Origin of the sequence: Kineococcus esterisolvens (assembly GCF_050871405.1) — a bacterium.
Lineage (GTDB): Bacteria > Actinomycetota > Actinomycetes > Actinomycetales > Kineococcaceae > Kineococcus.
Genome location: NZ_JBJLRI010000006.1, coordinates 95,704 through 107,318, shown reverse-complemented (window position 1 = coordinate 107,318; position 11,615 = coordinate 95,704). Strand labels below are relative to the sequence as shown.

General features: G+C 79.6%; 9 protein-coding genes. 3 read left to right on the top strand and 6 right to left on the bottom strand.

The features are described from left to right. The first annotated feature begins 184 nt into the window (after positions 1 to 184). From ACRYR8_RS04215 to ACRYR8_RS04205, 3 genes are all read left to right on the top strand, one after another. A complete protein-coding gene (locus ACRYR8_RS04215; protein WP_432482822.1) occupies positions 185 to 1,174 on the top strand; it encodes a putative endonuclease domain-containing protein in 990 nt (329 codons plus the stop codon). Next, positions 1,171 to 1,347, top strand: coding sequence for a hypothetical protein (locus ACRYR8_RS04210; RefSeq protein WP_432482821.1), 177 nt, complete (start codon positions 1,171 to 1,173; stop codon positions 1,345 to 1,347). Before ACRYR8_RS04215 ends, ACRYR8_RS04210 begins: the two co-directional genes overlap by 4 nt. Before the next feature lie 267 nt (positions 1,348 to 1,614). Continuing rightward, positions 1,615 to 3,624, top strand: a complete 2,010-nt coding sequence (locus ACRYR8_RS04205; protein ID WP_432482820.1) for a putative bifunctional diguanylate cyclase/phosphodiesterase — start codon at positions 1,615 to 1,617, stop codon at positions 3,622 to 3,624. 31 nt (positions 3,625 to 3,655) lie between these two features. Here the strand turns inward: ACRYR8_RS04205 and ACRYR8_RS04200 are convergent, their stop codons facing one another. The 6 genes from ACRYR8_RS04200 to ACRYR8_RS04175 all read right to left on the bottom strand — a co-directional run bounded on the left by ACRYR8_RS04200 (position 3,656) and on the right by ACRYR8_RS04175 (position 11,467). Then, positions 3,656 to 4,318 carry an SAF domain-containing protein gene (locus ACRYR8_RS04200; RefSeq protein WP_432482819.1) on the bottom strand — a complete coding sequence of 221 codons (663 nt, stop codon included), beginning with the start codon at positions 4,316 to 4,318 and terminating at the stop codon, positions 3,656 to 3,658. A gap of 115 nt (positions 4,319 to 4,433) precedes the next feature. Beyond that, entirely contained in the window at positions 4,434 to 4,802 is a 369-nt protein-coding gene (locus ACRYR8_RS04195; RefSeq protein ID WP_432482818.1) for an FmdB family zinc ribbon protein, read from the bottom strand. An 86-nt stretch (positions 4,803 to 4,888) separates the two neighbouring features. After that, on the bottom strand, positions 4,889 to 7,963 hold the full coding sequence (locus ACRYR8_RS04190; RefSeq protein ID WP_432482817.1) for a phosphodiester glycosidase family protein: 3,075 nt from the start codon (positions 7,961 to 7,963) through the stop codon (positions 4,889 to 4,891). 21 nt (positions 7,964 to 7,984) lie between these two features. Continuing rightward, positions 7,985 to 9,511, bottom strand: coding sequence for a potassium/proton antiporter (locus ACRYR8_RS04185; RefSeq protein WP_432482816.1), 1,527 nt, complete (start codon positions 9,509 to 9,511; stop codon positions 7,985 to 7,987). Positions 9,512 to 9,610: 99 nt separating this feature from the next. Next, positions 9,611 to 10,669 carry a glycosyltransferase family 2 protein gene (locus ACRYR8_RS04180; RefSeq protein ID WP_432482815.1) on the bottom strand — a complete coding sequence of 353 codons (1,059 nt, stop codon included), beginning with the start codon at positions 10,667 to 10,669 and terminating at the stop codon, positions 9,611 to 9,613. Positions 10,670 to 10,813: 144 nt separating this feature from the next. Next, positions 10,814 to 11,467 carry a 5-formyltetrahydrofolate cyclo-ligase gene (locus tag ACRYR8_RS04175; protein ID WP_432482814.1) on the bottom strand — a complete coding sequence of 218 codons (654 nt, stop codon included), beginning with the start codon at positions 11,465 to 11,467 and terminating at the stop codon, positions 10,814 to 10,816. Positions 11,468 to 11,615 lie beyond the last annotated feature (148 nt).

Here is an 11,615-nt window from a genome sequence, read left to right as displayed (position 1 = left end):
CCCCCCCCCCCCCCCCCCCCCCCCCCCCCCCCCCCCCCCCCCCCCCCCCCCCCCCCCCCCCCCCCCCCCCCCCCCCCCCCCCCCCCCCCCCGCCCCCCCGCCCCCCCCCCCCCCCCCCCCCCCCCCCCCCCCCGCCCCCCCCCCCCAGGACTCCCTGCCCGGTGCCGGGCCCGACCCGCGGGCGGTGCACCGCACCTCGGCGCGGGCCGTCGGTGCCCGCCGCGGGCCCGACGCCCTGGTGGACCTGGTCGTCGGCGTCGTCGCCGACGCGCTGCGGCAGCGGCCGGGGCAGTCCCTGGGGGTGCTGGTCCCCGACACCGCGGGCGCCGACCTCCTCGCCGACGCCGTGCGCCGCCGCGTGGCCGGGCAGGGCCTGGGGCGGGTCAGCGGTGTGGAGGAGCTGCTGGTCGCCGAGCCGTCCCGCTGGAGCGGTGAGCGTCGCGACCACGTCGTGGTGCTCGTGGACCCCGTGCTCGTGGACCCCGTGCTCGTGGACCCCGTGCTCACGGACCCCGCGCAGGCCGGGCCCGTGACCGGCGGTGGGCGGGAGGAGGCCGTGCTCGCGCTGACCCGGTCGCGCCTGCGCACCACCCTCGTGCTGGACGACGCCCGCTGGGACGGGCCGGAGCCGTCCGGTGAGGCGGTACCCGCGGGGTCCACCCGGCACCTGCTGACGCGCACCGCGCTGGCCTGGGAAGCCGGCACGGCCGAACCCGCTGCGACCCCCGGTGCGCTGGAACGCCGGCTCGCCGACGCCTGCCGCGACCTCGGGCTGCCGGTGAACCCGGGCGTGGGCGATTCGCGGACGGTGCCGCTGGCCGTGCGCCGCCCCGACGGGACCGGCCCGGCGCTCGCGGTGGAGCTGGACGGCCCGGCGTGGGCCGCCGCCCCCGTGCTGGAGCGCGAGGTGGCCGGGCCGGCGCGGCTGGAGCGCTGCGGCTGGCGCTACGTGCGCTCCCTCAGCAGCGACGTGCTCGCCGACCCCGTGGCGGAGGCGGAGCGGATCGCGGGCCGGTGGCGCGAGGCGGTCGCCGAGCTGGGCCCGGACGCCGACCTCGTGCTGGACCTGCGCGGGCCCGCCGCGCCGCCGCCACCGCCGCGGGAGCCCGACCGCGACGTGCTGCCGCAGCAGCAGGGGCCCCAGGTGCCGGTCCCCCGGGAGGAGGCGTCGTGAGCGCCGCGGGTGCCGGCCGTCCGGGGGGCGCGGAGCCGGGGCGGGCCGCGGACCGGCAGACCGCCCCGGAGGACGAGCGCTCGGCCGACGACCGCGACGAGGGCTGGGGGGACGCCCCGGGTGGGCTCGACGACGAGTGGTACCTGTCCCAGCGCCCGCCCCACTGGGACTGAACGTGCCCGGCGGACGGGGAGCGCCGCTGCTCCCCGCACACCTCCACCACTCAGCGTGTTCGGTTCGTCGTCGATCAGCGAGGTCTTGATGACGTCGAGTCGTTGATCCGTGACGGTCGGTCGAGGTTCGTGGACCACTACTGCCGCAGGGGTTCCTCGTGCGGGCGCGGGCGCACATGATGGGCGCCAACCAGCGACCGGGGTGCACCCGAGCGGTCGTGGTCGAGGCGACGAGCGGTGCGACGGTCACGACGGGGGAGGTGGGCTGTGCACCGGCACCCGTCCTCCTCCACCGCTCCCGCCGTCCCGCCCGAGCCGGTGGGGACGCTCCTCACCGCCCCCGCTGAGCCCGCCGCCGCACCGGCCCCCGCCCGCCGGCCCCGCGCGGGCCGCTCCCCCGCGGGCCTGCCGGCGCCGGTGCCGACAGCGCTGGTCCTGGTGGTCTGCGCGTCGCTGGTGCTGACGCCCCCGTGGCGGGCGACGCCCCCGGCCCTCGCCCTGGCCGCTGCCGTCGCCGTCGTCACCTGGATCGCCCCCCGGGCCGGTGCTCCCGGCGCCGCCGCCTCCCGGCGCGCGGCGCTCCGCCGGTTTGCGACCCGGGTGCCGCCCTGGTGCCTGACGGCGACCCTGACGGCGGTGTCCCCCTTCCCCCTGGCCGTGGCGGCGCGGTGCCTGCCCCTGCTCCACCGCGGCCTGCGGCACGGCCACCCCCGCGAGCGCGTCGTGGCCGACCTGGTCACCGCGGCGGTCGGCGTCCTCACCTGCCGGCTCGTGACCTGCGCGCTGACGGCCACCTCCCCCCTGGCCGGGGTCGTCGTCCTGGACGTGCGGCAGTGGCCGGTCGTGCTGGCCGGCGCCTCGGCCGGCCTGCTCGCGGAGGCCCTGGTGGCGAGCGCCGTGGGGGTTCCCGGTGCGGCCGCCCGCCCCGGTCGCCAGCCCGCGCGCGACGAGGTGACCGGGCTGCCGGGGCGGGAGGTGCTGCTCGAGGTCGCCGAGCGCGCCCTCGGCGCCGCCGGTGCGCCGGGTCCGGCCGGGCCCGGCGCACCCGGCCTGCTGCTGGTCGACCTGGACCGCTTCCGCGACGTCAACGACGCCCTGGGCCACCGCGCGGGGGACGAGGTGCTGCACCGGGTGGCCGGGCGCCTGCTGGCGCTGGCGCCACCCGGCGCGGTGGTGGCCCGCCTGGGCGGCGACGAGTTCGCCGTGCTGGTCGCCGACGGCGGCTGCGCAGAGGACCTGGCCCGGCGCGTCGTGGCGCGCGCGGCGCAGCCCCTGCACGTCGGCGGGCTGCAGGTGCTGCTGCCCGCGAGCGTCGGCGTGGCCCTGGCGCCCGAGCACGGCCGCAGCGCCTCGGCGCTGCTGCGCGCCGCCGAGGCCGCCCTGTACGAGGCCAAGGAGGTGCGGGGCCGGGCCTGCACCTACGCGGGGGAGCGCGGCGACGGCGTGGAGCGGCTGCGGCTGCAGGGTGAGCTGGCGCGTGCGGTGCAGCGCGGTGAGCTGTTCGTGCAGTACCAGCCGCAGGCGGACCCGGCGACGGGTGCGCTGGTCGGGGCCGAGGCCCTGGTGCGCTGGCGCCACCCCGAGCTGGGGACCGTGGCCCCGGACCGCTTCGTGCCCCTGGCCGAGCGCTCGGACCTCGTGCGCGACCTGACCCGGGTGGTGCTGGAGCGGGCGCTGGCCGACGTGGCCGGCTGGCGGGCCTGCGGTTGCGACGTGACGGTCTCGGTGAACCTGTCCGCCCGCTCGCTGGCCGACGCCGACCTGGCGGGGCTGGTCGCCGAGGCGCTGCAGCGGCACGGGGTGCCGGCGCGCACGCTGGTCCTGGAGATCACCGAGACGGGGCTGGTGTCGCACCCGGAACGGGCCGGTGCCGTGGTGCGCGCGCTGCGCGCGCTGGGCTGTTCCGTGGCGGTCGACGACTACGGCACCGGTCACTCCTCGCTGTGCCACCTGACGGACCTGGCCGTGGACGAGCTGAAGATCGACCGCAGCTTCGTCACCGCCATGACCACCGACCGCACCCGGGCCGTCATCGTCCGCTCCACCGTGCAGATGGCGCGCGACCTGGGGCTGCGCGTGGTCGCCGAGGGCGTGGAGGACGCCGGCACGCTGCGCGCCCTGGCCGCGATGGGCTGCCACGTCGTCCAGGGCACCCACGTGGGCGTCCCCGTGGCACCGGGGGAGGTGCTGTGGCTGCTGGCGACGCGGGGCGCGGCGGGCGGGCCGCACGCCGCGTCGCGGCTCGTCGCGACGCGCCGCGCGGCCGGCACCGGCTGAGGGGGCCTCGGCGGGACGGCGCTCACCGGTGTCACGGTGCCCGCAGGACCAGGACGGTGCGCCCGGCGGCCCCGGCGAGGGCGGTGGCGGTGCGCGCGTCCACGGCCACCAGCACGCCGCCCGCGGCGGTGGCCGGCGCCGCGCCCAGCAGGCCGCCGGAGGCGCTCGCCGAGGGCGCGGCGAGCACGACGACGTCCGTGGCCACGCGCTCGGCGCCGGTGGCCAGCCCGGTGACGGGGTCGTCGGTGCGGGCGAGGACGTCGACGCGGGCACCGGGCCGCAGCCCCTCGAGGACGGCCTGGTCGCCCACGGCGACCGTGGTGGCCAGGGTGCCCGGTGGCTGCCCGGCCATCAGCCCGGGACCGGTGGTGCGGGCGTCGGTGAGGACCTCGCCGCGGCGCACCGCACCGGCCAGCACCGCGCCGGCTCCGGCGCCCGGTCCCAGGGCGCCGTCGGGCACGGTGTCGAGGGGGCGGTCGGTGCGCTGCAGGTCGCCGGCCGCGAGGACCGCTCCGGCGGGCAGGTCGTGCGCGGCGACGAGGACCGCCCGCGTGCGCGGTTCCGGCGGGGCGAGCGTCCAGACCGCCACCCCGGCGGCGGCCGCGGCCAGGCCCGCGCTGAGCCGGCGGCGGGCCAGGCGGCGGTGCCGCCGCTCGCGGGGGCCGGGAGGGCGGGGTGTCGTCTGGCGCAGCACGCGGCGACCGTAGGCACCGGCCGGGGACTCCCCGGCGGCTGAGCGGGCTCGTTGTGGACGGCCGGGCCCGTACGGCGCCCGTGGACACCGCGCGGGCCCGGCCGCGGGGGTGCCGTCAGGCGGCGGAGGTGGACCCCTTCGAGGACGAGCCGGCCGAGCCCGACGAGCCGGCGGAGGAGGAACCCGACGAGGACGCCGAAGGGGCGGGCGACGCGGAGGAGGACGCGGAGGACGCCGAGGAGCCGTCCTTCGACGCGCCGTCGGACGAGGAGCCCGAGGAGCCCGTCGAGGAGGGGCCCTTGGCGCCGTCGCGGGAGTCGTTGCGGTAGAACCCGGAGCCCTTGAAGACGATGCCGACGCTGTTGAAGAGCTTGCGCAGCCGCCCGGAGCACTCCGGGCAGGTGGTCAGGGCGTCGTCGCTGAAGGACTGGCGGACCTCGAAGGTGTGGTCGCACTGCTGGCACGCGTAGGCGTAGGTGGGCACGTCGTCTCCAGGGAGCTGCGGACCCCGACTGGCACTCGGGGTGTTCGAGTGCCAATCGTACTCGTCGTGCGGGCTCCGCGCGGCGCCTAGCGCGCCACCCGCTCCCGGCGCGCCACCAGGGCCCCCAGCGGCCGGGCGTGCACCCGCAGCCAGCCGTCGTCGCGGCCGGCCGGTGCTGCGCCGGCGACCTCCGGCGGGGCGGGGGCCGCGGCGTCGGCGGTGAGCAGCGTCCAGCCGCCCGCGGTGGTCCCGGGCACGACCGCGCGGGCGGCCGCCACCTCCAGCACCCCCTCGCGCCGGGTGACGAGCGGTGCCGGGCCGGGGGACCGCCCCAGGAGCGCCACGCGCTTGCCGGTCGCGGCGCGCCAGTCGGCCGCCCAGCCGCGCAGCAGGGCCGTCTCGTCGGGGTCGGTCAGGTCGCCGGCTCCCCGCCCGGGCCCGCGGGAGGCGGCGACGACGACGCCGGTGACGGCTGCTCCACCCGCTGCGGCGTCGAGCTCGGCGCGCAGCCACGGCAGCTGCGCGAAGCCGGCGGTGCGCAGCGACCCGCCGGTGGCGTCCAGCAGCAGGTAGCGGGTGCCGGCCAGGTCCAGGCGGCGGTGCCCGGCCCCGCCCGCCGAGCCCGCACCCGGGGCGGCGGCGGTGCCCGCCTCCCCGTCGCCGGGCAGCCACGACCACCCCGTCCCGGCGGGCAGGACCGCTGCGAGCACCTCGCGCACGAACGCCACGTCGGCGTCGGTACCCCGGTGGCCGGGTGCGCCCACCACGTCCCCGGCGAGCAGGACGTGCTGCGCCCCCGCCTCGGCCGCCTGCTGCAGCGCCTGGCGCAGCAGCGCCTCCCGGCCCGCCCCGCCGGCCCGCACGTGCAGGGCGGCGAGGACCGCCACGCGCCCGGTGCGCGGCCCGGTGGCGGTGCCCGGCCCGAGGGCGGGCTCGCGCGGGCCACCCGTCCCGGCCGGCGCCCCCGGCGCGGCGCCGGCCTCCAGCAGGGCCAGGTCCAGGGCGCCCGCCGCCCTGCGCGTCACGTCCGTCTGGGCCAGGTAGACGCGTTCGAGGGCCACGTCTCGCGCGTCGGCGGGCACCGCGGACACCAGCCGCCGCCAGCCGGTGACGCCGACCCGCTCGGCGAACGTCAGCGGCCGCGCGGCCCCGTCGACGCGCAGGACCGCCCTCAGCCAGCCGCCGGTGCCGTCGCCGCGCACGTGCAGCGCCACCTCGCGCGTGCCGGTGGGCAGCGCCACGGGCGGGTCGGCGACGGCGGCGGCCACCGAGGTGCCGGCCGGATGGTCGCGGGAGTCGTACGCCAGCCGCAGCGCGGTGCGCACCCCCGGCAGGTCGGGCACGGGCACGGCGGTGAGCGTGGCGGTGGCGCGGGTGGCGGACGCGCGCCAGCGCGCGGGGTCGGTCACCGGGTCGGCGGTGGTGGTGCGCAGCCCGAGGGCGACGGGGGTGCTCACGCGCACCGGCCCGGCGCGCAGCACGAGACCGGTGACGGCCGGTCCGGCGCCGGTCGCGGTCAGCCGCACCCGCCCGTCGGGCAGCGCGGTGGCGCTCAGGAGCGCGGGGTCGGCGCTCAGCTCCACGTCGGCGGCGTCCACGCGGGCGCGCCGGCCCTCGCCGTCGCGGCCGACGACCTCCACGTCGGCCACGGCACCGGCGGTGGTCAGCACCGGGTCCGGCTGCAGCTCCAGGGCGGTGAGCGGGCCGAGCACCTGCAGGGCCAGCTCACCGGAGGCGCTGCCGGAGAGCACGCGCAGGGCGGTGCGGCCGGGGGCGAGGCCGCGCAGCAGCACCTGCACGCCCGCCCCGCCGGCGCTCCCGGCGCGCTCGACGAGCGCGACGGCGGGGTCGACGGTGGCGACTGACGCCGCGGGCAGGGGTGCGGGGGCCAGCGCGGCGTCGGTGCCCACGGCCTCCACGGCCAGGTGCAGGCCGGGGAAGACCCGCCCGGCCGGGCCCCGCCAGGCGACTCCGGTGGCGCGGCCGTCCGCGGGGGGCGGCAGCAGCCCCACCGCGTGGGCGACGGGGCGGGGGGCGCCGTCGGAGGGTTCGCCGACGACGGCGACGGAGGCCTCGCCGGCCGGGCGCGCCACCAGCTGGGCCGAGCCGCCGCCGTCGAGCATGACGGCGCCGGCGGCCCCGGCCTCCAGCAGCCGCTGGGCGGTCTCCACGGCCGTCAGCCCCCGCGAGCGGGAGGTGCCGCCGTCGACCGTCAGCAGCAGCAGCTCCCCGGCGCCGGTCCAGCCGATCGCGGTGCGGGCGCGCAGGGCGGCCCAGGTGGGGTCGGCGGCGTCGATCGGCGCGAGCCGCCCGTCGCGCACGAGCTCCAGCCGGGCGCCGAGCGCGAACCCGTCCGAGCCGGGCTCGAGGGCGTCGACGCGCACGTCGACGGTGGTGGTGGCGGGCGTGCCCGCGGCGGTGCCGGCCAGGGCGGCGGCGACGGTGCCGGTGGCGACGAGGACGACGCCGTCAGCGGGCACGGGGACGTGCCCGGGTGCGCGGACGGCGCTGACGCGGCCGGCGCGCACCTCCAGCTCCAGGCCGCCGGGTGCGGCCGGGGCGCGGTCCCCGGGCCCCCAGGCGGGGGTGAAGAGGGCCACGGCGTCGGCGGGGACGGTGCGGGTGCCGAGGGCGGCCAGCGGCCAGGTGCGGGTGCCGACGGTCGCGGTGCCGGTCAGCCGGACGTCGCCGAGGCGGCCGGCCCACCCGGCGGGGGAGTCGTCGACGCCGACGGCGCGCTGGCCGGCGGCGTCGGCCTTGAGGGGGCGCCCGTCCACGACGACGGGGCCGTCGGGGGTGCCGGTGCGGTCGATGTCGAAGAAGTCGCCGTTGACGGCGGCGACCGCACCGGCGGCGGTGGCGAGCGCCGCGGGGGTGCGCGGCGCGGACAGGCTGTGCTGCAGCAGCGCTGGGCGGGTGCCGGTGCCGGGGGCCAGCCGCAGCAGGGCGCTGCGCACGGGGCCGGCGGCGTCGAGGGTGGCGAGCCGTTCGAGGGTGAGCCCGGGGGCGACGGTCGTCAGGCCGCGGCTGAGCTCGACGCGGCCGGGCGCGGCGGCGAGCGAGCGCAGGTCGGGCAGGTCGGGCAGGGCGGCGCGGGCGGGGACGCCGGTCGGTGCGAGGAGGATCCCGAGGCTCCCGGTGAGGACCGTGCGACGGCGCATGGACGAACCGTACCCATGCGGCTACGCCCCGTGACCGCCTTCGGTGTGCCGCGTGCGCCAGCCCGCCAGCTTGCCGTGCCTGCTGACCTGCTGAAGCCGCTCCTCCACCGCCGCCCGCTCGGCGGCGCCGGTGACCACGAGGACCTCGTCGCCGCGGCGCAGGACCGTGCGCGCGCCGGGCACGAACGTCGCCCCGTCCCGGAACACCAGCGTCACGTTCGCACCGGCCGGCAGCCGCAGCTCGAACACCTCCACCCCGTGCAGCCGCGAGCCGGGACCCACCCGCACCTGCACCACGTCCGCCGACAGAGCCCCCAGCGGCGAGACCTCCACGTCCAGGTCGGCGGTGGCGGCGGTGGGGACCAGGCCCAGCCGGCGCGCCAGCGGCTGCAGGGTGGGCGCCTGCAGCAGGGTGAAGACCACCACGAGCACCAGCACCACGTCGAAGAGCCGCTCGGTGCCCGGCACCCCCGCCACCGCCGGCACCGTGGCCAGCACGATCGGCACCGCCCCGCGCAGCCCCGCCCACGACAGGAACACCAGCTCCGCCCGGCTCGCCCGCTGCTCCCCGCGGAAGGGCAGCAGGCTCACCAGCACCGACGCCGGCCGGGCCAGCACCGTCAGCACGAGCCCCACCAGCAGGGCGTCGAGCACCACGCCGGGCAGCCGGCTGGGGGTGGCGAGCAGGCCGAGCACGACGAACAGCCCGATCTGGGCCAGCCACCCGGCGGACTCGGCGACACCGCGCGTGGCCTGCCGGTGCGGCAGTCGCGTGTTGCCCAGCACGAGACCGCACAGGTAGGTGGCCAGGAACCCCGAGCCGCCGACCAGGTCGGCCAGGGCGTAGGCGCCGACGGTCAGGGCGAGCACCGCCACCGGGTACAGGCCCGAGCTCGGCAGGGCGCTGCGGCGCAGCAGCCACGCCCCGGCGAAGCCGCCCCCCACGCCGACGAGCGTGCCCAGGAGCAGCTGCAGCACCGCCTGCCCCGCGGAGAACCACCACGCCGGTGACGCGCCGCCGCCCGCGATCTCCGTGAGGGTCAGCACGGCGATGACGACGGGCGCGTCGTTGAGCCCGGACTCGGCCTCCAGCATCCCCGTCAGCCGCCGCGGCAGGGGCACCGAGCGCAGCACGGAGAAGACGGCGGCGGCGTCGGTGGAGGAGACCACCGCACCGATCAGCAGCGACACCGGCCAGGAGGTGCCCAGCAGCAGGTGCGCGCCGACGCCCACGACGGCCGTGGACACGGCGGTGCCCACCGTGGACAGCACCGCCGCGGGGGCCAGGACCCCGCGCACGGTGCTCCAGCGCGTCGTCAGCCCGCCCTCGGCCAGGATCAGCACGAGGGCGCCGTAGCCGAGGACCTGCGCCAGCTCGGCGTCGGAGAAGAGGATGCCCAGCCCGTCCTCGCCCAGCAGCAGCCCCAGCCCCAGGTACAGCAGCAGGGACGGGAGCCCGGTGCGGGCGGACAGCCGCACGGCCAGCACAGCGGCCAGCAGCACGAGGGAGGAGACCAGCAGGACGGTGCTGAACTCCTCGACGTCCATGCGGCACCGTACCGAGCGCCCGGGCGGTGTCCCGGCGGCGGGGGTCCCCGCAGCGGGGGACCGGCGGCGGGGGTCCCGGTGGCGGGGGTCCCGGTGGCGTCAGCCGGTGACCGCGCCCCGCTCGCGCAGGTCGACCTCGGCGCGAGCGCCCGTCACGGTGACGAGCTCGCCGGACACGGGCCCGCGCACCGCGGCGACGGCGTCGGCGGGCCAGCCGGCGCCCCAGTCGCGGCGCTCGCGCCACAGCGGCGCCCAGGTCTCCTCGCGCCCGCCGCGGCCGACGAGCGCCAGCGCCTTCTCCCCGGCGGTGCGCAGCCCGGCCCCGGCGGCGAGCAGGCCGATGCCGGCGGCGGCGCGCGCCGGGCTCCAGTGCTTGCGGGCGAACTCGGCCTTGCCGCGCATGAGCATGCGCAGCTTGCCGGTGCGCGAGGACGACGACTTGCCGCCGGCGTGCACGACGACGGCGTCGGGGGTGACCGACGGGTGCAGGCCGCGGGCGATGGCGCGGGCGCTGAGGTCGGCGTCCTCGCTGTACATGAAGAAGGCCTCGTCGAACCCGCCGAGGGCGTCCCACGTCTCGCGGGAGGCGAGCAGGAAGGCGCCGCTGACGACGCCGACGTCGCGCACGCTGTCGCGGTCCCAGCGCCCCAGGGACTCGGGGTCGAAGACGGGGGAGCGCTTGAACGCGGTGGACAGCCCGGTGGCGTAGCAGAACCAGCTCCACAGGGTGGGCTGGGCGAAGCAGGAGGTTAGGGACACCGAGCCGTCGGGGTAGAGGACGCGGCCGCCGACGATGCCGCGGCGGGGGTCCTGCTCCAGGAAGGCCAGCAGCGCGTCGACGGCGCCGGGGAGCACGACGGCGTCGGGGTTGAGCAGCAGCACGTACCGTCCGCGGCCGAGCTCGGCGGCGCGGTTGCACGCCGCGGCGAAGCCGAGGTTCTGCGGCGACAGGTGCACGCGCAGCGAGGGGTCGGCCGCGGCGCGCTCGGCGAGCAGTCGGCGGGTGGGTTCCTCGGAGGCGTTGTCGAGGACGACGACCTCGTGGCTGGCCGCGGGCCGCCCCTCGCCGGCGAGGGCGTCCAGGCACTGGGCGGTCCACTCGGGGGCGTTGTAGGTCACGACGACGACGGACACGTCCACGGTCTCGTCCAGGGTCACGGGGCTCCTCCTCGCCGGCACCGCCGGGCGGCACGCGGAGTCGATCTGGGCACAACTCGCAGTCACCATCGACGGGGCACAGTGAACCACGGCCGGTGCCCGGCGCCGCCGGGCCGAGGGCCTGCGGCGGGCGTGGAGGGGCGCTCAGGCGGTCAGCGGCATCCAGCGGGTGGGGGTGACCACGGCGTGCACGGGCCGGTCGTGCGGCAGCACCGGCAGCGGGCTGACGGCGGCGTCGAACAGCTCGTCGTCGTGCACGAGCGCCACCACCGGCACCCGCGGCGGCACCCGCAGCAGCGCCCGGTCGTAGCTGCCGCCGCCCTGGCCGAGGCGGCGCCCGGCGGTGTCCACGGCCAGGGCGGGCACGACGACGACGTCGGCGGTGGCGATGGCGTGCGGCCCCAGGGGCCCGGGGTCCTGCCCGTGACCGGCGCCGGTGCGCGCCGGGCGCGCCTCCCAGTCCAGGTCGGCGTCGGGCAGCAGGACGGGCAGCAGCACCTCCACGCCGTGGCGGCGCAGCTCGGCCAGGACGCCCCGGGTGCCCGGCTCCCCGGGCAGGGAGGAGTAGCAGGCCACGCGGTGCGCGCCGGCGACCAGGGGGCAGGTGAGCAGGGTGCGGGCCAGGGCGGCGTCGACGTCGGCGGCCTCGCCGGCGTCGCGCGCGCGGCGGCGGGCGCGCAGGGCACGGCGCAGGCCGAGCTTGCGCGCTGCGACCTCGAGGTGGTCGTGCGTGACGCGCAGGTCGCCGGGACCGGCCGTGGTGGCGCTGGTCCTCGCGTCGTCGCGGGTGGGGGGCACGGCGGCTCCTGGGTCCGGACGCCTCGCGCAGGGGGTTGCGCGCGCGGCGGGGTGGTGCGTCCAGTCTGCCTCCGCGGAGACCGGAAAGCCATGCCCCCGCGTGAGCGCGCGGCTGCGGTCGGTGGGCGCGGTGGGCCGGGCGGTAGCC